Genomic DNA, 22,244 nt, shown 5'->3' on the forward strand with positions numbered 1-22,244 from the left:
TATTGTTATTGCCCTGGAGTTGGCGAAAGTAAATTATGATTTAGTGAGGTTTTTTATTTTTTCAATATATTCATCATCAAACAGTGATGTAAATTCTTTGTCATCGAACCCCAGAAGGGAACATATGACAGATGGAATCTCTTTTTTTACATAGTCAGGCATGTCGCTGTATTTACGGGCGCTAAGCGCTCTTAATGCTGCGTAATGAGGTGTGGACGAAATTGCCGGGTCAATGATACCCAAACTTTTCCTTAATCCATTAATAGCGTTTGATAACACATCAAACTCTGTCACATAAAACACATCCTTTTCCATAAAAAAAACAACCTGGCTAACAATAGCCTGCTGGGTAAACTTATCCAGTTTATTAACAATATCTTCGCTCATAGCTAACACCTCATTTTCCACATATGTTCTTTATATCATCACCCAAAAGAGAGCGGGCTTCTCTAAACCCAACTGAATGACCGCTTTCTAGTTGCAGTCTCAGGTTATTAAAGCCTTCAGTGTTACTTATTTTTCTTATGTCCGACTCTGTTAATTGTCTTTTGCAATCTTGAGAAAATATCATTGATGATAAATTCATAGCTCCCTTTGAGTAAAGGTCTAGACCACCAAAATTGCTCAATGTCTTAACTGAATTATCAGCATACGCTGATACTGATAAAATCAGCAGGAATATAGTTCTTTTCATTTTTAATATTATCTTGGTGACATAAATTTCACGACAGGTATATATGCATCAGCAGAGAAAATTACTCCATTACCTGATTCTAGGAAAAATGCCGGATTATTTTTGTTTATTGTTGCCCGGTCAACCCACCCAAATATACTCTCTGGTTTTCTTGCCTCCATTGCTTCGATCATTCGGATGTATGTCAAGAGGGTATTCGAAGGAATGATTACTTCCTTCTTCCGTATACACTCTTCCTTCAAATGTGCAAGATACAAGTCCATATGGCCGATATCACCTCTTTTTGTGCATGCACAATTATACAAATTACTAGCACCCAGTGGTAAAAAAAATACGCACCACTTGGCACGTATTTTTCGTTTTTTCGTTACTTAGCGGCGATGACCACCGTTATGGTGGTTGTATGCGCTAAAAGGGTTACCAAGACTAAAGGCATTGACCCTGGAGGGATCAGTCATGTCACGGCCCACAGATTGAGTTGGAGCGGTCTTTGTCTCTTTTACCATTTCTTTTAGGAATTTAAACATATGCGACCTCCTGTTATGCTTTCAGTATAACACTTATGTGTAATCGAGCAAATAAAAACCGGTTACCCGGTTTTTTTATTCTACATTAACGCTTATGAGATGGCGGCAATGTTGATTGATGTTCAACTTTACCACTCGGTGGTACTGATGACGTAGAATGCCCCTCCCCACTGGCCGGAGGCATCGTATTATTGATACCACTATCCATGTTTGTGGGGGCAGGCGTGTCTTCATAGCCAGCTTTCGCTCGATGACGATTAATAACGTTCTCAAGAGGCTTCCGACCACCGCTCACAGTGCTGCCATGCAAAGGCGTATCGTGCTGTTCACGAACTGACGTAGGAGCCGTTTCAGTGGCCTGTTGGGTGGCGTTTCGATACTCTGTTTGATAGAAGCGCGAGTAATTCTCCGAAACGTAATCTTTGACAAACTCGTCCCGCTGAGTTCCTTCCAGCCCACGGCCCCTAGCCTCAACGCGGCCTTCCCGCGTTAAGCGGTCCAGCTCTTTTTTGAATTGTCCGGCTTTGGCATTGATATTCACGTTATCCGATGACTCGGAACCGTGCGAGGCAACAGTGGTAATGCCTCCACCAATCGTCGTGCCCGGAATTTTCAGGCCAATACCAGCATCACCAGTGATAGACGTATTGGTTCTTGTTGATGCACCATGATCTGCGGACATGAACGGCGTTAGCGATTGAGCACTCATCATCGCCAAATCGTCAACATATGCACCCGGTGACCTGATTTCACTCTGGTCAATCAGATGGCGAACACCAGCAGCTGTTTGCAATTGATTCCGCTGACTGATTGCATCACCGGCATCAACGCCGGTTTGAATAGTGCTCTGACTGGTTTCTGTACGGCTATTATCGATAGACGCACTATGACCAGAATGGACGGCAGATGTACCAGACAGACCATTCTCGCCAGACCGGAGAGACATATCAACCCGCGATACGCCCTTGACGGTAGCCGCTTGTTCTGGTGATAACAGACCACTTTCAGACAGACGAGTCGCGTCTTCCTGTGTGATTGCGAGATGATGATTAGCTCCACTTTCTGCTGAGGCTCGTGCCCGCTCTCCGCCCAGCTCAGACGCCAGTTTTTGGGATATCTCATTAGATGCCTGGGTATCATGAGCGGATCGCAACCCGCTGTATCGTGCTACATCAGTCGGATTAACACCCAAGTCGCTGAACGCCTGTTTTTCTCCAGCTTGTGAAGCAACGTGCTGCTTAGCATCATAAGTTGCAGTATCAACAACCCGATCACCATTATATCCATTAGCAGCCAATTGAGCCTGAACAGACGCGCTTTCAGCATCAGAAAGGTGGCTTCTGGCCTGGTTTTCTGTGCTTCCGGTTTCGTTCTGTATCGTATTGATTACATCTCGTTGGCGGTACATATCAGCAAGATGCTGTGCTTTAGACTCATGAGTTGTGGTCTGAGAGGCCGCCTGTATATTATTATGACTTCCGAATGCATCTTTCGTACCCACAGCTTCACCATGCACTTCAGAATTTCTGACGCCTGATATTGTATTCTGCCGATCCTCAATGTCTTGCAAGCTGTTGTTACCAGCAGCGAGTAATCCTTTACTTTCACCGGTACTACTTGCTGTCTGTACACCCGTGTTTAGTCTTGCTTGTTGACCGATTAGCATTCCGCTACCCAGTGCAGCGTCCTGCTCGCCCTGGCTGCGGCCCAATGCCGATTGAGTATCGACATCACTGATAGTCCGGGATTGCTGTATAATGGACAAACCCGAAGTATCAGCTGCATCCTGTACCCCGCGATTACGTCCCAGTTCGGACTGGGTGCCAATATCGGTATTGTATCTGGCCTCGCCGCTGATCGACATACCGGCAGTTGCCGCCGAGTCTTTCAAACCCTGGTTATGGCCAAACTCAGCTTGAGTGCCGATACTGGTATTAATACGGGATTGTTGCCCAACTGAAAGACCGTTAGTTGCGGCGGCCTCTCTGGTTCCCTGACTTCGGCCAAGACCAGATTCCGATTCTGTTGCAGACACAAAGCGAGTTGACGCTTCGACACCGTGCAACCCACCAAATGCGTCGCGCTTACCCTGTGTCTCACCCACGCCTTCAGCATTTCTGACTTCAGCCATACTCTCCTGACGCTGACCAACTGTGTGTAAATCGTGGCTACCGGCAGAGAAGATACCTTTCGCATCGCCAGTATCTGCCGCCGTTCGAACAGAAGAGGTCAGTTCCGCTTGTGCAGAAATATTCATGCCCATCCCCTGAGCACCGGCAGCAATACCCCGGCTTTGGCCGATACCTGATTGAGCTTCTACAGCTGAGTGAGCAGCGGCTGTTTGAAAAGATGTTTGACCAGCGCCTGCTGCCATTTCTGTCCCAATGACGCCCCCCATCGCATTACCAGCAGCAACACTGGCGGAGCGGGACGCCGTTTGACCGAGATCTCCACCGAATCCATTGATTTGAGCATTCGATGATTCAATGCTGGTTAATTCAGGAAGTGCAGCACCTCTCGACATTAGATCAATATCTCCAACGTTAGAGTAGGTTTTCTGTGCCGCTAACCCGGTCTTCATTTGTTCCAGCATTTGTCCCCGGCCTTCAGGCGTATATGCGTTTTCAGCGCGGCGAGTTGCATCGTCCATCTGCTGAATAGAGCGGGACGCAAACGAATTCAGGCCATAAGCGGTGACGCCAAACAGCCCTGAGATGAGTGTTGCAACGTAGATTGCCTGTGTTCGGGCAGATGCTAGTACGCTCATCGCTTTCTGTGCTGCGGAGGGGGCCAATTGCATCGCATCCAGGCCAAACCCCATGATCTTTATCTCACCGAGTACGGTAAGAATTTCATCGGTTGATGCCTGGACAAGAAAGGCATCGGCAGTTTGCCATGCAGTGATGAATATCCACATCCCCATAAGTAACTTGAACGAACTCCATACTAGGGGCGTGACCATGATCAGGACAAGAAGAGGCGTAACGGACAGGATTATGGCTATAACACCCGCCATGATGGTTGATAGCCACTCCGGGTTGGTGTTTGCATCAGCCAGCCCGGAAACAACGATAGACCGGTTTGAAATCATCGTTGCGGCCACTTCAGGGTTCTGTTGTATCAATGCATCAGCAATCGCTTGAGACACCACAATGCCAGTCATCGCATCTGTTAACGATATTGCTGTATTGCCATAGACGTACTGTAAGGATTCTTCCATTCTCTCCTTGCAGTATGCATACGATGTACCGTTAGAAGATTCATAGCCCAGCTTGTTACAAATAGTTTTCAGTCGGGTATCATAAGTGCTTGGTGAACCGAGAGCGGCTTGTAGATTTGCATAAGCCGATGTGCAACTAACGGTATTACCAGAGGGTGCAGATGAATCATACCAGGTGGTGAATATTGCCGGATTTCGTAGCGCACTCAGTGTAGAGAGGATATTAAAAGTTGTTGAACCATATCTCAGTTCGTTAACATCAAACCCCCTCGTTTCTGCAACCGGAACACACTGTTTCCACATCTCCGAAATAGACTTAGAGACATACGGATCTACGCCTACCCCTGATCCAGTCATAACCTCCATCAAAACCTTTATCGGCATGCCTTCATCAGCAAATCGTGTTGTAGATGCGGTGTTTGTGAAAGCGACATCATATAACCCCTGATAGACACTGTTGGTTATTGTTGCTGTCAGGATGATGAGATCTGGGATATTAGATACAGGTTGATATTGATTACGTGATTTATCATAAACATGAATGGTGCCTTTCGGCACCATCAATGCAAACCACATAACAGACCCCATTACCGTATAGACCATCCATGAGAATCCCATCTGCCCACGCCCGGAGTCTGAAAAGTCAACAAAAGCCCTCCCTATTCTCTGGAGGGCGGCAATCACCATCCCCATGAAAACCATGCCAGCTAATAGCGTGGCATACTGACTGTCGTTGAAAACGAATTTTATCCGCGTAAATGCATTTACGATGGTCTGGAATCCGCCACTGACTACATACTCCCCATCGTATGCAGATGCATAGAATGGGGAAAATAAGAGGATCGCAGCCCAGACAATGTGCTGTCGCTTCATTTAACAATGTTCCCCGCCCTGGTCCGCTGATCTCGCAAGTCTTCCTGTCGGAAGGTGTCGATGAAGTTGCTGTTGTTCATATACGACTGGAGTCGAGAGTTATACGTCGCTTCAACTTTCAGGCTGTTATCACGCGATTGATGTATCAGGTCAGTGAATTTATCAATCGCAGGGGCAAACAAATCCATACGGCATTTTTTAGCACCGCTGTTTGCGTCATTCATCGGCGTAGTCATCATTTCGTTAATCGCGTCGAATGATGACTGAGTATTCCGATACAGGTCGGAGAAAATGTAATAGCTGTAATTTAATCCCACTAACTCAGCCAATACATTCAGGTAAACCACGTCTTGATGAGAGACAATCGCTTGTCTCAAAATAGCGTAAACGGGAATGTTGGTACTGTTGATAAATTTCACTTCATCAGTGCCCAATTCCTGAGCCGCTTTCATCTTATTCAGTATTTTCTCCATTTTAGAATAAACGATATCCCGAACAGGCTTGCTCTGTGCCGGGATACACTGTTTATCAATGGTTTTCACGAATGAACGCCCGTTCAGCATATCATCCAAGGAATACTTGGAGTTTTGGGGGCAGGCTGAAATAGACACAGCAACGGGAACCTTATCGCTGCTTTTCATTTCTATCCAGACATCGCCCATATATCCACGAATAGTGTCAGCAAATTCTGACATGCCGATTTTTTCGGCAGCTCGGGCGACAACAGAACCGTGCTGCATAAGTTGCCGAAATTCCTGTGGGCATCCGTCGATAAGACTCTTGAGATCTTCCGTTAAATTCCCATTATTAGATTTTATTTTCCCGGTGGATTCAGTCCAAAGTCGATCCTTAGCCTCATCCAGCGATTTCGTGCCGGTCATTTCGGTCCAGAGACCTTTTAACGCCTCTGCATTTTGCGTTAGGGCTGCGGTGGCAATAGGTTTAGCCATTGCGCATTCGTTCAGCTGAATGCCATTCAGGAAATTTGTAATTTGTTCGATTTTTCCTAGAGTGTCGGCACACTCTTTACACATTGTTTTAAGGGCCATGTCGAAAGCAACATAAGGCGCTGCTTGCATGGCCCTCTGTGCCTTCTCGACTAAATAATCAGGGTCCAGAAAAGAAAACCCCCCCAGAAAGGCATCAATGCCACCACACCCCACATTCAGCCTGGGGGGGGATATGGTGATCGGGTAATCCGTGCTCGTATTGTTACGGGCGGAAAATCCACCCATTGTGTAATATCCCCGCTTTTGGGAGTCAAAACTGGAGGGGGTGTCATATACAGCATTGTCAAACCAGCGGTCAGCCCAGTTAGCGGAATAGGCAGAAAAAGATGAGAAGGCTACGGCCAGAAGGAGAGATAAACGGGTTTTCATGATTGCGCCTTATTGCTGTTGTGGGGATCTGATTGGGTCGAAAAATCCACCGGACTGTGCAGCGTTCGTATAGAACTGCCGAGCATCGATCTCCCCGTTGAACAAGCGGGTCACTCTGTACACGTTAGATTTAAGGTTGGATAAGCTATCTACACCGACACTGACCGGCATCCATTGGTCATTGGCCGAGTTCTTATTAATGATCACCGTTACAGGTGTGCCGGTAATATTAAATTTTGCCCGTGCTTGCGGTTGCTCGATGATATTGACATTTTTGATATACCAGCCAGTTTCCCTCTGGAAATTTTCTAAAATCTGGCTCTGTTGAACACAGTAACCACAACCAGGCTGGGTGAAGAATAGCAGGGCAAAATTTTCACGTTGCTCCTGCAATTGTTTAACAACGAGGTTTTCGGATATACGCAGTCGTTCTGCGTTCCCTGGGTTCGTGATAGGGAACTGTTGTGCCGCATTTAATTCAGGCTTCTCCAGCATGACATAGCCGGTCAGCGAAGTGAACGCCGCCGCTTTCCGGCGCGAGACGTCCAACACCTTGTAGTAGTCGAGCGTCGCTTCAGGCGTGAGTTTGTATATTGCATAATCTCGTGTCTGATCCAGTAATTTTTCCAGATCTTTGGGATGCATAGAGAACATAATATTCTCTTCAGGGATAATGGGTTTCTCCCATTTTTCTTCTTCTTTGCTTTCCGCCTCTTTTTTCGGGGCGTCATACCAGAACAATCCGAACTTATCTTTTTTTTCTACAGAATTAGAGAGGAATGCTGTTGTAGGTTGGGCGGCATTCGCAATATTTATACCAAGCAAAAAAAATGGGACATACTTTAAATATTTCATGATTTCACCTACTGTTTTTCCATAGTGACAGTGATACTCGTCTCTTTAATCTTGTATTTGTTGTCGGTAAGGGTATCGACCGTATTTGCGATAGGAAAAAAAACCATCGACACGCCATTCAGGTAACTGACCTTATTCGTGCCAATCCCTAAAGCAACAGGTGTTTTTTTATATTGATCTTTCTTCAATATAAAAAAACGGTTGTCTGGTGATGCTCTTACGGTCACAGGCGTGACCCCGAGGCGCTTGTTTTCAGGATAACTAAAGACTTCAGCACCTGGAGGAATACTATTGATCACGACATCCGAATGGTTGTCAGAGAACACTGTTGCACAGCCACCTAAATTGATCACTGCAAAAAACAGAATAACTTTAATAGTTGATGTATTCATGTCTAACATCCTTTTGTGCATGCACAATTAAAATTAAAAAAGAGGTCTTAGCCGTTCTACTCTATCAAGGGGGATAAACCCCCAATACCGGCTGTCAAATGACTGCTCGTTGTCACCGACAACAAAGGCTTTTCCGGCAGGAATTATGCCGTCGTACTGAAAAACCGGTAATTTTTTACCGGTTGAATCAAATTCAAAGACAATAGCGATCAGCTCGTCATCGCAAAAAAAGTGTTGATTACGCCGGACCAGATGTTGTCCGGGCATACACCCAATGCGTTTTGTTAACATCATTGGGCGAGGCAGTAATTTATGGCTAAACATAAACAGTACATAGTCATTTTGTCTGACATTATGCTCACCTGTTTTCCACAGAACATAGGGAGCAACACTCCCTGTTAATGGAATGTTTATTTGCTTGCTAACAAAAGGCGTTAGCCCTAAAAAAATCAATGCCAGAGATAAATAAACGTATTTTTTGGTATCGTCTAGCATAGTTAACCCCGGATTGATTTTATCAGCGAGTCATAAATAGGATTCGCATTCAACCGATTCATGGCGTCTAACATGTTAGCTACGGAACTGTCACCATAAATAACATCGGTGGCCTTATTCATCTTTTCCGTACCATCACAATAGCTATTAATATTAACGTCCGGCTGATATATCAGCGCTGGGACCTTATTAATCCCATATTCACGGAATAGGACGGGGTCAATTAATACTTGTGCTCCATATGATTTACAATTGGTATTATTGCATTCGGGGTTTACAAATAAAATTTTTCGGGTGAGGGAAATAGTATCCCCGATCTTACTAATGCCACCTACCGGCCCTCGTAAGACCATAACTCCCCCCACTTTCCCCAGATCTCGCGCATAAGCTCGCAACGTTTGTAACGGCATGCTACTACTTACAAACATGACCAGTTGTGTACTGGCGAGCCTTGGACCATCATCAGCGTCCTCTTTAGACTGAGGGAGTCCGGCAGTTTGCAATACTTGAGATCGTAACTCGTTTTGGCGTGACTTAAATTCGCTGGAGTTTGATATCTGGAAAATAGAGTTAGCTTTTGCTTGTGCCTCACCTGAATGGGCACTGAGTTCTGCCTGTTTTGCGGCAGCGGTCGCCGCAGCCTCCATTTCTGGTGAAATCGTGATGTTTTGTGCATGCACAAAACAAGAGAAAAAAGTGAACGCAAAATACAATTTTTTCATAGTCATATAGCCCTGATGCAGCAATCTTTTTTCTCGAACATCATCCACATGAAGTTGTCCTTCAGCGGGTCGTGTTTCCCACCAGTCCACATCAGCCCTTCACGCCCCAGCGGAATGCAGGCATTGTCACGTGAGGGGCGCATCATCTGGAGTTTGTAGCGGTTTTTCCGCCAGATAGGGGCCAGCTGTGTGTAACAGCCGTCTTCGGATGTGTTCCATAGCAACCCCATCCTCCCCATAAAAAAGATGCTGCGGGCTGCTATCCCCGCGTTAGCCTCGACGATATCTGTGGCGGTTATACTGCCCGACAGTGGGTAAACATTGCCCCAGCTCCCCATGCACCAAAACATTGCGTTGAGAGGCATCCCGAAGGTCGCGGCAACAGAGTCCGCTGAACACGCAACAATCGTAATGGGATTGGCGAATAGGATCGCCTCCGGGTTAATCAATAACGAAAGAACATCGTTATTCCATTGGGGCAATATTTCGCTCATCATTGCCACGTCAAACCCTTCATCGGTCAGGCATGGAATGTCGTAAAACATGTTAAGGATCTTCCACGCAGGGAAGATGTAGTAATGGGATTGCTGAAATACCCGTCTGGTCGTGTCATGCTCGGTATCGCCACCGTTTAGCGTTCCTGGCGTTGGTTTTGTTAATTGCGTCCCCAGCGGCATCATGCAATAAGCATCCGAAACAGTATCAATGATACGTTTCGGTTCCCAGAACGAGGTTTTTAATCCAATGATGGGAAATCCACTTGCTGCTTTGCATGTGCATATTGGCGATTTTATGTTTGAAGCATCTTCTTCACCACCAACGACCTGAACGCCAGCGATCCGCATGGGGAAAATACAGCGCCATGAGATATCCGTGATCGGATTGATAAACGATGATTTGCAAGTGGCATAAGCGGGAGGGATAATAAAATCCAATGTGTTGCTTAATGCCCGTTTGCTGAGTTGTTTCAGGTCCAGTAACGTCTGTTCGTCTGAAAACTTATCGACAGAATCCCTTGAGATTTCTGTTATTTCTAGAGACTGACCTTTCTGCTCTACAATAGATGGTGAGTAGCGAAGACCTAACCGGTCTTTCGTCTTTGCATCCAAAATAAACGCTTGTCTGCCTAGCTTTTGACTCTTCTTTATCACATCGCCATGTGTGTAAATGACGATGTCAGAATCTCTCATGACATGTTTTGCCCAGGCTTCCTGACCTGGCGAAATAACAACAATCCGTTGGGGCAGTTTGATATGAGACAATGGATTAAATGTGTATCCCTTCGGATAGAGTATTTTCCCCTTACCATCCGTCACATCAAATTCAGCTGAATAGAATGGTACGAACTGCCTCGTGATATTCGTATTACTGACAGGTAAACGAACGCCTTTAAAGGCGCTCCAGGAGTCTCTATCCCTGTTCAGTTCATTTTCCCAGTCAACGCCTGAAACCCTGCTTTCGATTTCGGATAGTGCATCGGGTTCGTCTATCTGATATGTCTGACCTATGGTCTCAGATGCAGCGAATGCTGCCGCACCGTAACTGAGCATGATACTAAGAACAATACGTCTCAACACGATTTCATTCCTTTGGTGATACATATTTGTATAATAAATTAAAGTGAGAGAACGTTAAACAGAAAATAAAAAAGGGGGCCAGTCGGCCCCCTTCTAATCAACTATCACTATGATTTAGTTGGTTTTATTATAAAAGTCGTTTATCGTGTCGTTTATCTGCGTATTGATAGTCTGAGATACGGTTTTTGTCAGATCCTCAATATATTCGGTTAGGTCGATTTTTGAGAAATCAACTGACTGAAATTCCTCTGGGGTAAATCCACGACAAACAGGATTCGTGGGTTCGCCCCATGAATTGAATGTGTTTAATTGGGGTCGTCCCTGTTCGTGAATTATTCGGGCCAACTTACTATTAAAACAGCAATAGGAATTGGCTTTCTGGACACATCCGATCAAGGGAATGCGCTTTTGGCAATAAGAACCGACTGCATGACAGTACCCTGAATCCCTGAACATGGCCGTTTCGATGGATTCTTGAGGGCACGCTTGAGTGAGGTAATCCATGACGAGTTTAAGGGCAACGGCAATTGCAATTGTTGCAGGGTTGAATGCGGCTAACATTGCATCAGTAAAAGCGGAGGCAGCGAAAGCTGACGACTGGGCTACAGTAGCACCCGCAGTTGAGAAAAATTGATATGTGTCATACGCTTTTTTAGCAGCAGAGTACACGTCTGATATCGTGCTGATCGTACTGCCCATGCTGGTTAACGTACCGGCAGAGTCTTGAAGAGTAGATCCTTTATTAGCACAACAGTTCTGAAATCCTGTAGAAACGCCTGATGGTAAGCAAGTTTGTGCTCTCCCAGAAAAAATATAAACCTGGTCAAGACAGACGCCGCTCTCATCCTTCTTTCCGTCATTGACAAGCGTTTTACCGTCAATACTCCCATCATCAACGGGTTGATTTACCGACAAATCAACGCATTTATTCGGTGAGCAAGCATAACCAGCACCGTCATTAACACAAGCATTTCCATTTCCCAGAGGGCAGACATAAGAGACAGTCTGCTTAATGCACTTGTTGATCGAGTAATTAAAAACATACTCACCAAAACAGGTTTTTATTGTGTCTGTGCTCTGAGCTGGACCGGTCTGAACAACGATAGCCCACACATTACTTTCACAGATCATACAATTATTCTGATCCCCATCGATAACCTTTCGTCCTACCCTCACAACGACACTATCATTATAGTCAACAGCTTTGGAATCACTGTCAGGGGCTAATAAGCGATAGACTCTATATTCTTCACCGGGATTGAACATGCCAGATCCATACTCACCATAATATCGACCACCGTTAGGTGACGTCCAGAATGCATATTTTCCCCCAGTATAATTGCTAACGGTCATACATGAGGAGTTGACGTCACAAAATCCATAATATGTAATATAGACTTCTGCCCATGTAGCATCAGTCACACATGCACCATTTCGGAAATAAAAACCGGCTGGGCAAGATAGTTGTGGGTCCATCTCTGAGACGTTATTTACTGTATTGCAGGAAGTTCGACCGATAGGACAAAGTCCCGGTGAATTACCTGTACATGATTTATATTCTCCTTCATCCCCCACATAACCGTTATTATTTAAATCTTGGCCGCAAACAAGATTTTCCGCAGATAATGCGGGTGGCGAATAACTTACTGATAATATAGAAAAAAACTGAACGACAATCAAAAGAACCGAGGTCAACTTTCGTAATATATCTAACATTATGAATGCCCTTTTAATTAGAACCATCAGGGTTTCGTTCAGTCCCTGAGCTGCAAATGAGATCTTTCCCCGCCTGCCGCATGATTTGCATTATTGCGGCTGCTTCAGCAAATTCGTTAATGCACTGGCAGGCTTTAACCACTTCCTCTCCATCACCAGGGGTACACGTATTTGACGTACCACACTCATGGTAGTAATAGTTATAGGAAACCTGACCGGTATTTTTCACCTTATCAACCTGACCAGATGCGGACATATCCGGTGTGGTTTTAGGCTTTCTGGTTTTACAGACGTTCACGCATTCGCTGACTGTTGGCATGGCAGGCCAGAAAAGATCACCTTCTCCATAACTGACTTTTCCATCAGTGCTAAACATTTTGTCTTTGTAATGATCAGGTTTAACGTTCTGGTCAATATAAGCCTTACGATCAATAATATTTTTTGTATCGAAATCAGTCGTGGTATTACAGCGATATGTTCTTTTTTTGGTGAACCAGTCGCGGGTTGCAGTAATTGAACAGAAATTACCACTTATACTATGAGTCTGAGCTAGTGGCTTTAGTCCGGTATTAATACCACTATTAAACGACTTCACACCGTCAATTTCTTCATCAACAAGATGACACGAAGAATCACTTTCGTAAGCCGAACAGCCATCAGAAATATACTCTTGGCCCAGCTTGCAAGACATATCTGTCTTGATCCTGACTCGCCCATAGCCTTCACCGGCACCCTCAACCGCAACTCTGATCTTTATACTTAATGCACCTGGGTTCTGTAAAAATTGCTTGAAATCCAGGTTAGGAGAATAGTTCCATTGAGTGGACAATTCACAGCGCCCAGGCACTCCTCCAGCAGTAGTCCAGTTGCCATATGGCCCATTCCAGATAACATTCTGCCCGACCCACAGCTGAAGCCAGTCATCAAATACGATTTGAGATAAGGTCGCATTGACAATGCGTTCAGGACGTTTAATGATGAAATTACTGTTAACCTCATAGTAGGTACAACCATTCCACCCAGGCCAGTAGTCATCACCCAGCTTGCCGAGGATCAGCTCCAGACAATCACTTCCGCATTGGGTGACCTGCCCTTCGCCGCCATCGAACGCGATGATGTCGCTCAGTGTTGGTTCATCGATACCGATATTTCTGGTAACGGTACATGAGCGCGTCTGGGACGTTTCTTTAGCATTCAAGCTGCCGGTTGTTATCGCCTGATATGCACTGGATGATGACGAGTAGCTTTTGCCTGATTCGACCATACTGTTAGGATCTTGAGCGTAATTCGATATTGACTGGCCTGTAGGGGTATTCAAAAAACCGGTTGAGTCACCAACCGTACATGAAGAACCCTCGCCACCAACAACTGACGCCATGACACCATCAACCTTGACTTCAGACATGACATACCACGGGTTTGCAACGGCCAATGCTGATGATGCACCGCTGCCCAGGTCCTGAAGTATTTGATTCATATTTGACCAGGCAAGATTATTACCACACTGGTCATTGATACAGTAACATCCACCCAGGTCGGTGAGGGCAACACGCTGCCGCCCCAACTGAAATGATGTTTTATCTGCGACCCAGGCATAAGACTGACACGTGCTTGAGTTGTTGGGGTCACTACACGTCATGAACCCATTTGAACATACCGCTGAAACAGTCCAGCCAGGAGACATAGATATGTCCAATTTGCCATCAAGATTGGCGTCCTGCTGAATATTGAGTAACGTAACATTACCCCCAGCAGTTGGCTGGACTAACAAGCGCAAGTACTCGCTTGATCCTTTACAAACGACTTTCCCGTCAAAGGACTTAGCGCCGTCAAACGTCTTCATGTCTTGTTTGCCCGATGCCGGACGTATCTGTGATTCATTCAGGTTACCGGAGTCATGCGTTTGTGCAGAGACTGAGTTACCAATACTATTAGCGACTTGATTAACGTCAGTTTGTGCATGCACAAAACTCGACATAAAAACGGCTGTTAGTATCGTTATTCGTATATGCATGGCTACCTCTGGTAATCAAAAATCTACGCCGGACAATTGGCGAAGCGCGTCAACTGGTTCAACACCAGACTCAACGAGCCGGTTGTAAGCGGCCACGTCTTTACCATCAGACGTGTTGATCCAGTAACGCCACTTATCAACACAGAGACGGGCAACCCCCATTCCGAGAGGGGAATCAATAAAAATCTCCCCATAATTTGGCCTATGATTTTTTACCGTTGACAATAATTCCAGCGGGAACGTATCAGGCTTGATTCCGGGCAAAAGCCCTTTTGTAGCAGCCTCACCATACATTGGGGACTCTAAATAGTATTTGAATGGGGCATTACCCTGGGCGACTTGTCCCAAACCAGGCAACAACTCAAAATCAAGCGGACTTTGCAAAACAATTCCAAAGGAACCTCGATATTTTCGAGCTCGACGATACCCTTCTTCTGCCATAGACGAGAATCCATCCATGCTGATGTTCCCCTGTTTTTTGACCATAGAGGCCACCTCTTCAAACAGAATAAAGCGGGGAGTGCTTCGGTCGCTCAGATACAGGTCTTGAGTAACCGAATTCATTACCTGCATTATCATGGGGAAAAAAAGCTGCTTTTGACTTTTGAGTTTTTCGAGGTCGGTACATACAAAATCTTCGTCTGAAATATTAAATTCCGATTTTCCGACGAAGAAGTCTTTAAACTGACCAGCAGAACTGAAGTTGTTCAGCAAAAACGCCAGCCTATGGGCAGTTAGTTCAATTTCCTCACGGGTTTTGGCTCCAATATCAGTGCCTATCGCCCACCGATTTAATCTCAGATACTCGATTACAGCATCGGTGCCACGAAGTTGATCACCGACCTGATGCGCGTAATGGCAAGCCTGATCAAGCAAGTTTGCCTCAAGCTCAGAGATACTGTTCCCCGTAAATGAGTAGGCCGCAGCGGAATACACAATGACCGCCGCAGAAATATTCATCTCAAAATCCTCTTTGTCCGGGGAATGGAAATCGAGGGGGTTCATGCATATTGGATTGTGCAACGAAAACTCAATGTACTTCCCTTTTCTGATGGAAGTGAGTTTTTGGTACGATGCACCGAGATCAGTAATTCTAACTTTCGCCCCGCAAGAGGCATAAGAGTCAAGTAAGTCATTAAGTGAAAATGATTTTCCCCCTCCTGTTTCAGCAATAACATAGAAGTTGTGGCTATTCACTCTTGGATCGAACATGTCCATTCCAATGAGTTGCCCTTTGCGACCTATATAAGTCTGAACAGGGCGCCCACCGCCCCTGAAATCCCCTTGTACGGGGAGGAAACGGGCCAGATTTTCATAGTCAGCGTAAAAAAAACGATTTAATTTAGTCAGGTTTTTACCGATATTGTAAAATCCGAACGGGAGTGCTGTTAAAAACATGATTTTTGATAATACCGTTTCAGGCATTAACTCAAACTCATGATCCTTCCAAAGCCCCTGAGCTTCGGAGACTCCGGCGCGAACGTCTTTCGGAGTTTTGCCAAATATCCACAGTTGCGGGATGTAATAGGCAAAATTTCCATTTGTCGCCAATACTCGTTGCATTGACGAAAATTCTTTAATACGTTCGGCCAGTCTGAACGCAAGTCCAGCGCCCACGCGTTGAAACATGGTCTGTGAGGCTTTATTTGCAATTTCGGTCTTAAGGTCATCGTAAATAATGGTCAATGTGTAAAGGAAGGGGTGTTTGATTTGGCCTGCATCGTCAAGCCCCCCTTTATACCCCCCAAAAAGCTGATTGGTCCGTAAAGGGTTATTGCCTTTTTTCGGCACCGTGTTGGGAAATAAACATGTACCGTACCGATATGAGAGCACATTGGGTGTGATATCAAAATCGAACTGGGACTGATGATTTCCGCCCCAGGAACGCTCGTATGCAGGTGTGTTTGTCATGACCTGTTGTGCAATGGGCCTTTCAGGGTCATATTCACCAATAAATTCAGTGCCTGTTAAAAATGGTTTTAACCACTGAAGCAGATCGTTCGCACACCATCTGCGAGGATTCATACCTGCTGTATAAAAAATCTGTTCCAGTGAAGAAAGAATATCTTCACTAATGATTTCTTCACATTTTAGTGTGTAAAAGCAACGGAAATTTCTGACCGGTATCCCACTCATTTTTGGGGATATGCCATTTTCAGCAGCATCACGTAAAAATGCCGCCATGTTATTCACGTTGGCCCGATTTATCGGGTCACCTAAATTCCTGCAAGCAGCATAATCATTCAGAAATGGTTCCACATTGTGGTCGGGAAACAATATCCACTGCGCCACGGTTCCGCGTGGGAACCGTGACTTAATGATATTGTGCATTTTATTTAGCTGGTCATTCCCTATGAAGGCGGGTGGAGTGAATTCCCAGATCCACCCAAGGGTATTATCTATATTCAGAAAAGTTTTAGATTTAACTGACTCACCAGTTTCTGTTTTCGTTTCCTCGGCGTAAGACAAATAGGGCAGATATGTAGATAATGACTCTCGGTCACTCATATTCAGCACCTTATCAGACGTTAACTGCCCCCGAAGGAGCAGTTTTTCAGCAAGATTGGTAATCGATGTGATCATCACTTGCCTCCATTGCCATTGAGGAACGAGGGCGTCATTGCTTCCTGTCGCAACTCATAGCCAGAGAGGACAAACTGACTGCCCTCCAGAATTGAGTAGGCATAGCGGGGCATATACGAGGTGGTGCCGTCCATAGACGGTGAATATGCCAGTATGAGTGTACGGACAACCTTAGCCGGTTTAATCACGGGGGTTTTCGGTTGCTCTATCAGCTTTGATAGTTGGCTGTATACTCGTTCTCGATATGTGCCATAAGAGGCTGAACCGACAGCTGAAGAAGGTACACTAGCCGCTGTTTTAGCGGCAGATGCCTTTGGGTCGTCTTTGACCCCTGCTGTCGTAATCTGATGACCGAAATCTTTGCCTGTAACCGCTTCCTCATACGCTTTTTCAGAGCTGATACATTTCCCGTATGCGTCTTCCAATTTGCAGGAGAAATCGTCTTTATACGGCAGGATTTTGCACCCGGAAAGAAATAAGCACATAGCGAAAATAAAAATATTCTTCATGATTGATTCCCGTTATTGATTGTTATTCATTCTTAATTCTTTGATGGTCAGTGTTGCTGTTTCCTGGATGAACAGCATCACCTCTTTTCCTGAACCGGTTTCAAGAGCCGGTGCGGTCTGCTTGGCGAGATCGAGTAGATATTTCCCCGCTTCATTCAATCCTCCGCCCACGCCCGACAACGTAGCGGTCCGTGCCATTTTGTCGTTCGGAATGGTATTAACAGAACCGAGGGCAGAAACATTCTGAGATACGCCCTGGCTGCTCGCCACATTCGCAAAGCCTTCCAGGGTCTTTGCTAAAACGGCAGAGGCGAGTAACTGGCCTGCACGAGAAACGACCATCGCCGACATATCCCGCTTACCATCGGCATCAGAAACAAATCCTTTTACGTTCCCTTCAACCAGATATCGCTTATCCCGCGTGATGCAGTGAATGGAGATAGGTAATACTATAATACGCTCCATCGATAAATTACCGGTGGCATTTGCCACTGTAAAACACCCGGCGAGGTTCATTTTGATAAAGTTCGGCAACTGTACGGGGGCCTGAACCCTAAACATCAGGGTTTGAGGATTGTCAGCACCGTATTGCCCTGTTAGGGCGTTGATGCCGACTAGCAAGTACGCTTTAGTAAAACCAGGAGGAAGTTGGATCTGTTGCTGGTTTTTTTTTTGTTATCATCATCAGCCAGCTTAGGTTGACCTGCTGATGTATCCATATTTATGCCCCCAACCCACGTAGGTTGTTGTAGTTCTTTTTTCTCATTTCCATTTCTCTGACGGTCATCAGCAGGAATAGATGATGTCAGCGGTGCAGGATATGAAAACTCTTTGGGATATCCTGTATTAGCATTAGCGGCCCCATTTAGCCCCATAGTTTGAGGACTTGAGGCCGCAGGGTTTGAGCCAGCGTTTGAATTAATATTTACCTCGTTATTACTTAGATCTGTTGGGGGTTTAGCTGTCAACGAAAGCTCCCCGTTTTTAATTCTGGTCGATAAATCGGTCAGAACGTCCTCGCGTATTTTTTCACGATCCTGCTGGAGTGATGTTACGATATCGCCCTTTAACAATTTCGGGTCATCAATGGGTGACTGTACTTTCGTTGTTACCGGTTCTGGTTGTCGAGCCTCTTTTTTATCGGCTCGTCCAGAAAAGTGGTAATACCCACTAATGAGCAACAGGGCAGCGGCCAATACGCCGAACTTTACTATTCGGTGTCTTTGTTCGGATGAGCGTGTGTAGTACCACTTTTTTAATTCATCAATACTAGCGTTGATTTTCATATCACATCCCTTCTCGTTCTATAACAACTAACGCCGAGGTTTCTCCGGCGGCAAGGGCCAAAGACTCCAGAGTCATTGCGAAGATATTTCGGCCAAAATAAGTTGAGAGGAACATCTTTTCATCTAGAGTTACAGCGCGTAATGCGCGTATGGAATACTGCGTAGCGCGTAATCCAACCCCCTCCACACTGATTTCGCGCACCTTCGAAAATTCGACAGGAACACTGGATAACCGAGTCCAACCGTCAGAGAATTTTTTCTGAGCGAACGTGTCTGGCAATCCTGGGCCTGATTCGGTCGCATCTTTTAAGACCGTTACTGTTAATTGCAATGCCGCTTCTTCAAGGGCCAAACCAGAAAACACTTTCTGGTTTTCTTTTATGTTATTTGCAGTCGCTGAACCGAGAAGAACCTTTTTCCGGTCCTCATATTTCGGGTTTATTACTAGCTCAAACGTGGAATTTCCGCATGTCAAATATAACTCGGTTGGCTCTGAGTAATAAACCGTACCGGAGTCCCCTCTGAGGATTTTGAATTTTACATAGAACGATTTGTGATCGGCTCCAATCTTTACGTCTACCGGCTTTTCTGTGCTCCAGACGGGAGATACCGCTTCACCCGACTCACAAACAAGTCGGTTGGCATCGCGGTTTGATAAGGTTACTGTTGTTGATGTTTCCGGTAAAACCCGCTGTACGGATTCTGCCGATGAATTTCCAACATATACAGAGAATATAATTACAGCCAGCGCTTTAAAACGCATACTCACTCCTATTATCCGTTAATATCCATGAGCCACCATCGCCCATTTTCTATGACGTAATCAATCACCAAAACAGAAGATTCAGGCTGTTCTACTATCGAACCTATTATTTTTTTATTGGTAACGTTTATTACAGCTCTGAAAACAGGTAATCGTGCATGGTCATAATCGACCCGAGTATTTGTGGTGATTGAAATACTCTTATCAGGTACGATTTCAGAAGTGAAACTTACTGTCGTAAAGTTTTTAACCTTATTTTTTCTCTCTTCTAGTTTTTGTCGCATTGCTTCAGCGCGTAGTGGGTGAGTCATACTCAGTAACGAGGTATAGGACCGCTCCACGGTTGATGGAGAGACAATGTTGTAATACGAGAGAACAAGTTGAGCCATTCGCCCAACATATGCATCCGATGCAGTTACAGCTGTAACCCAGTAGTCGCCGCTGTCAACCGCACCGAACGGAGATACGACTATTCTGCTATTTTGCAGTGCTTTACTATTGTTATAGTAATTCACGGCGCATAGACCTAATATGATATAAAGGATAATCCTATCCTTTTTCTTTTCGGCTATTGCCCTTTGCTGATCATTAAGAGCAATCGTTGTTTTTTTATTTTTAAAAAGTGTCATAGAAAGGCCTTATTATTCATCAAACCGATCCGTCGTATTGACCGGATATAGGTCAAATGAACTCAGACCGAATTGATATAAGGTCTGACTGAAAAAACCACGAGGTTTAGATCTCTTCCAGGAGATAGCCATAGATGCGGCGGCGAATGCTGAAATGAATGATGCGATACCGCCAACATTCATTGCAGATATATAGGCGAATGCAAGTAAACTCCATTCGTCTCTGTCGAACCAGAATATCTGGATAGGCAGTTGTGCATATATGTACAACTCCCCTGACTCAGTACCATAATCCACGGCTATCTCCCAGTGATTAAATTGATGAACCTAACGTGTCAATAGTGGCACCCAGTGAGGTTACGATATCCTCAATGTTGAAAAGGCCAGCAGATCCCAGCAATGACAATCCAGATTGCATCCAGGATGTATTCAATCGTGCGATAGCCAAAATAGCTAATAGCACTGCCCCGGTAAAACCAGGAGCACCCTGAGCCATATCAACGACCCCAACTTTATAGAGGAAATAACCGAGGCTACCACTGGTTGGAGATTTCCATGCCATAGCGGCAATGGGCATGGATAATAATGCAAGGGCGAATAATTTAATGTGGAGCGAAATTTTTTCTGTCATAGCAGAAAGAAAAATAAACGCTCTGTTCTGAACGGATTGTTGCATGTTTATATCCTATTTTTTGGTGGTTTTTTCTTTCGGTTTTGACTCGGTGGTGTCAGAACCATTCTTTGCTGCTGTTAACAGCGAAATTTTTTCAATTACTTTCTCGCGGGAAAAACCCACGATCAATTCAGGAGCACCATCTGAATTTTTGAAAATAAAACTTGGGGTTCCATTGGCCCCGAACTCTCTCACCAGTTTTTGGTGATATTCAATAACGCTTTTTGCCTCGGGGCATGAGACTAATTTAACGTCTTTCCCCTCATACATATCATTGATTGCTGACTCTTTATCTTTAGAGCAAATGATATGCTCAATTTTCGGCGGAGCATCAGGATGTCCTGGATTTAGCATGAAGATCAGATTTCGTTTAACCTGGTGTTGCTTGGCGTATTCCTTAATCCATTTATGCCATTCCCGGCAATAAGGGCAGTCGGGGTCCGTAACTTCCCAGAATTCCGGGGCATTAGCATTACCGATAGTAATAGCCGATTTGAGATCCAAACGATCCCACTTAGCTTTTAGTGCAGACACCTTTGCCGCCTGGGTCAAATTATTCCCGTTTGCGTCGTACATCTCCCCGAAGATGATTACGCCTTTAGGATTCTCTCCGAAAGGCGGGGCAAAATATAATATGTTGCCATTGGTGTGTATCTCGTACACGCCTGGCACTGGCGACGGTCGAAAGTCCGACACGTTCATGTTGGTGAATGTGGCCTTAAATTTATCCTGAGCCTGCTGCACAGCAGCATCAGCTGTGCTAACTGCGGCTGTATCAGAACTGGTATTTTGTGCATGCACAAAACCAGACTGTACGAATACAGCAGCGGCAAGCGCCAAAGACTTCAGTAGGTTAGTTTGCATTTTCGCGCTCCAATCTAATAAAAATTGAGTCAATCACTTTTGATTTCCGTGTAGTGACCCGTTTAATCGAATGGGGAGGGGGTTGTTGAATCTGATCTGAAAAAGCAGGGATAGTAATCATCCCCACTTTATTCAGTGAAAAGATTTGTTGGGCCGTTTGCTGGTCAACAATAATGAACTCACCGCCCCGCCGTTGAATGATTGTGTCGGCAGCGGAGCTGTTAATTGAAATGAAGCTACTAAGAAGAAGGATTAATATCCGCATGACGAAACATTCCGGTTATAGTAATTTGTATTACCGAAATGAATGGTACACTGGGTAAGTATTTTATTGCAAATACTGATTTATAAATTTAGATCACCATGTGAACGAGGGGATAAATCAATCGAACCGTCTGGTTTTTTGAAAATAAAGCTGGGAGTTCCATCGGCTCCAAACTCTCTTCCTTAATCTATTTATGCCATTCCCGGCA

20 protein-coding genes are annotated in these 22,244 nt (G+C 45.1%); all 20 read right to left on the bottom strand.

Annotated features, from left to right (window positions below):
• Positions 1-33: 33 nt before the first annotated feature.
• The 20 genes from DXX3274_RS00420 to DXX3274_RS00510 all read right to left on the bottom strand — a co-directional run bounded on the left by DXX3274_RS00420 (position 34) and on the right by DXX3274_RS00510 (position 21,771).
• Positions 34-387, bottom strand: coding sequence for a hypothetical protein (locus DXX3274_RS00420; protein ID WP_042857945.1), 354 nt, complete (start codon positions 385-387; stop codon positions 34-36).
• 10 nt (positions 388-397) lie between these two features.
• On the bottom strand, positions 398-694 hold the full coding sequence (locus DXX3274_RS23555; RefSeq protein WP_152495200.1) for a hypothetical protein: 297 nt from the start codon (positions 692-694) through the stop codon (positions 398-400).
• A gap of 612 nt (positions 695-1,306) precedes the next feature.
• The gene (locus tag DXX3274_RS00430; RefSeq protein WP_042857949.1) at positions 1,307-5,314 is read right to left on the bottom strand and encodes a conjugal transfer protein TraG N-terminal domain-containing protein; all 4,008 of its coding nucleotides are present in this window, start codon (positions 5,312-5,314) and stop codon (positions 1,307-1,309) included.
• Positions 5,311-6,693 (bottom strand): conjugal transfer protein TraH, encoded by a 1,383-nt coding sequence (locus DXX3274_RS00435; protein ID WP_050569761.1) that lies wholly within the window; start codon positions 6,691-6,693, stop codon positions 5,311-5,313. Before DXX3274_RS00435 ends, DXX3274_RS00430 begins: the two co-directional genes overlap by 4 nt.
• A gap of 9 nt (positions 6,694-6,702) precedes the next feature.
• Positions 6,703-7,548 carry a conjugal transfer protein TraF gene (gene traF / locus DXX3274_RS00440; RefSeq protein ID WP_084478642.1) on the bottom strand — a complete coding sequence of 282 codons (846 nt, stop codon included), beginning with the start codon at positions 7,546-7,548 and terminating at the stop codon, positions 6,703-6,705.
• Between the two features lie 8 nt (positions 7,549-7,556).
• Positions 7,557-7,940 carry a hypothetical protein gene (locus DXX3274_RS00445; RefSeq protein WP_042857950.1) on the bottom strand — a complete coding sequence of 128 codons (384 nt, stop codon included), beginning with the start codon at positions 7,938-7,940 and terminating at the stop codon, positions 7,557-7,559.
• Positions 7,941-7,973: 33 nt separating this feature from the next.
• Positions 7,974-8,435, bottom strand: a complete 462-nt coding sequence (locus DXX3274_RS00450) for a S26 family signal peptidase (RefSeq protein ID WP_050569762.1) — start codon at positions 8,433-8,435, stop codon at positions 7,974-7,976.
• Positions 8,436-8,437: 2 nt separating this feature from the next.
• On the bottom strand, positions 8,438-9,205 hold the full coding sequence (locus DXX3274_RS00455; protein ID WP_238556029.1) for a type-F conjugative transfer system pilin assembly protein TrbC: 768 nt from the start codon (positions 9,203-9,205) through the stop codon (positions 8,438-8,440).
• Positions 9,160-10,734: a TraU family protein gene (locus tag DXX3274_RS23235; RefSeq protein ID WP_238556030.1), complete on the bottom strand. Its 1,575-nt coding sequence runs from the start codon at positions 10,732-10,734 to the stop codon at positions 9,160-9,162. Before DXX3274_RS23235 ends, DXX3274_RS00455 begins: the two co-directional genes overlap by 46 nt.
• 114 nt (positions 10,735-10,848) lie before the next feature.
• Entirely contained in the window at positions 10,849-12,450 is a 1,602-nt protein-coding gene (gene traN / locus DXX3274_RS22515) for a conjugal transfer protein TraN (protein ID WP_193747020.1), read from the bottom strand.
• Positions 12,451-12,463: 13 nt separating this feature from the next.
• Complete coding sequence (locus tag DXX3274_RS00470) at positions 12,464-14,428, bottom strand: conjugal transfer protein TraN (RefSeq protein WP_152495201.1); 1,965 nt, start codon at positions 14,426-14,428, stop codon at positions 12,464-12,466.
• A gap of 51 nt (positions 14,429-14,479) precedes the next feature.
• Positions 14,480-17,047, bottom strand: coding sequence for a TraC family protein (locus DXX3274_RS00475; RefSeq protein WP_042857954.1), 2,568 nt, complete (start codon positions 17,045-17,047; stop codon positions 14,480-14,482).
• A complete protein-coding gene (locus tag DXX3274_RS00480) occupies positions 17,047-17,556 on the bottom strand; it encodes a TraV family lipoprotein (RefSeq protein ID WP_042857956.1) in 510 nt (169 codons plus the stop codon). The genes DXX3274_RS00475 and DXX3274_RS00480 overlap by 1 nt, the downstream gene beginning before the upstream one ends.
• 12 nt (positions 17,557-17,568) lie before the next feature.
• Positions 17,569-18,177: a TraB/VirB10 family protein gene (locus DXX3274_RS24105; RefSeq protein ID WP_050569766.1), complete on the bottom strand. Its 609-nt coding sequence runs from the start codon at positions 18,175-18,177 to the stop codon at positions 17,569-17,571.
• Complete coding sequence (locus DXX3274_RS24110; protein ID WP_050569767.1) at positions 18,171-18,842, bottom strand: hypothetical protein; 672 nt, start codon at positions 18,840-18,842, stop codon at positions 18,171-18,173. The genes DXX3274_RS24105 and DXX3274_RS24110 overlap by 7 nt, the downstream gene beginning before the upstream one ends.
• 1 nt (position 18,843) lies before the next feature.
• Positions 18,844-19,605: a type-F conjugative transfer system secretin TraK gene (locus DXX3274_RS00490; RefSeq protein WP_042857957.1), complete on the bottom strand. Its 762-nt coding sequence runs from the start codon at positions 19,603-19,605 to the stop codon at positions 18,844-18,846.
• 11 nt (positions 19,606-19,616) lie between these two features.
• The gene (locus DXX3274_RS00495; protein WP_042857958.1) at positions 19,617-20,234 is read right to left on the bottom strand and encodes a TraE/TraK family type IV conjugative transfer system protein; all 618 of its coding nucleotides are present in this window, start codon (positions 20,232-20,234) and stop codon (positions 19,617-19,619) included.
• Positions 20,235-20,246: 12 nt separating this feature from the next.
• Complete coding sequence (locus tag DXX3274_RS00500; protein WP_050569768.1) at positions 20,247-20,531, bottom strand: hypothetical protein; 285 nt, start codon at positions 20,529-20,531, stop codon at positions 20,247-20,249.
• Positions 20,532-20,547: 16 nt separating this feature from the next.
• A complete protein-coding gene (locus DXX3274_RS00505) occupies positions 20,548-20,910 on the bottom strand; it encodes a hypothetical protein (protein WP_042857959.1) in 363 nt (120 codons plus the stop codon).
• A gap of 9 nt (positions 20,911-20,919) precedes the next feature.
• The gene (locus DXX3274_RS00510) at positions 20,920-21,771 is read right to left on the bottom strand and encodes a DsbC family protein (protein ID WP_042857961.1); all 852 of its coding nucleotides are present in this window, start codon (positions 21,769-21,771) and stop codon (positions 20,920-20,922) included.
• Positions 21,772-22,244: the final 473 nt, after the last annotated feature.

It is taken from the genome of Dickeya sp. NCPPB 3274 (genome assembly GCF_000406205.1).
GTDB lineage: Bacteria > Pseudomonadota > Gammaproteobacteria > Enterobacterales > Enterobacteriaceae > Dickeya > Dickeya fangzhongdai.

Excerpts from the sequence above, each read along its gene's own strand:
- DXX3274_RS00510 (WP_042857961.1), bottom strand. The coding sequence starts at position 21,771 with ATGCAAACTAACCTACTGAAGTCTTTGGCGCTTGCCGCTGCTGTATTC.
- DXX3274_RS00495 (WP_042857958.1), bottom strand. The coding sequence starts at position 20,234 with ATGACACTTTTTAAAAATAAAAAAACAACGATTGCTCTTAATGATCAG.
- DXX3274_RS00420 (WP_042857945.1), bottom strand. The coding sequence starts at position 387 with ATGAGCGAAGATATTGTTAATAAACTGGATAAGTTTACCCAGCAGGCT.
- DXX3274_RS00430 (WP_042857949.1), bottom strand. The coding sequence starts at position 5,314 with ATGAAGCGACAGCACATTGTCTGGGCTGCGATCCTCTTATTTTCCCCA.
- DXX3274_RS00450 (WP_050569762.1), bottom strand. The coding sequence starts at position 8,435 with ATGCTAGACGATACCAAAAAATACGTTTATTTATCTCTGGCATTGATT.
- DXX3274_RS23555 (WP_152495200.1), bottom strand. The coding sequence starts at position 694 with ATGAAAAGAACTATATTCCTGCTGATTTTATCAGTATCAGCGTATGCT.
- traN (WP_193747020.1), bottom strand. The coding sequence starts at position 12,450 with ATGTTAGATATATTACGAAAGTTGACCTCGGTTCTTTTGATTGTCGTT.
- DXX3274_RS00470 (WP_152495201.1), bottom strand. The coding sequence starts at position 14,428 with ATGTCGAGTTTTGTGCATGCACAAACTGACGTTAATCAAGTCGCTAAT.
- DXX3274_RS00475 (WP_042857954.1), bottom strand. The coding sequence starts at position 17,047 with ATGATCACATCGATTACCAATCTTGCTGAAAAACTGCTCCTTCGGGGG.
- DXX3274_RS24110 (WP_050569767.1), bottom strand. The coding sequence starts at position 18,842 with ATGAAAATCAACGCTAGTATTGATGAATTAAAAAAGTGGTACTACACA.
- DXX3274_RS00435 (WP_050569761.1), bottom strand. The coding sequence starts at position 6,693 with ATGAAAACCCGTTTATCTCTCCTTCTGGCCGTAGCCTTCTCATCTTTT.
- DXX3274_RS00490 (WP_042857957.1), bottom strand. The coding sequence starts at position 19,605 with ATGCGTTTTAAAGCGCTGGCTGTAATTATATTCTCTGTATATGTTGGA.
- DXX3274_RS00480 (WP_042857956.1), bottom strand. The coding sequence starts at position 17,556 with ATGAAGAATATTTTTATTTTCGCTATGTGCTTATTTCTTTCCGGGTGC.
- traF (WP_084478642.1), bottom strand. The coding sequence starts at position 7,548 with ATGAAATATTTAAAGTATGTCCCATTTTTTTTGCTTGGTATAAATATT.
- DXX3274_RS00445 (WP_042857950.1), bottom strand. The coding sequence starts at position 7,940 with ATGAATACATCAACTATTAAAGTTATTCTGTTTTTTGCAGTGATCAAT.
- DXX3274_RS00505 (WP_042857959.1), bottom strand. The coding sequence starts at position 20,910 with ATGCAACAATCCGTTCAGAACAGAGCGTTTATTTTTCTTTCTGCTATG.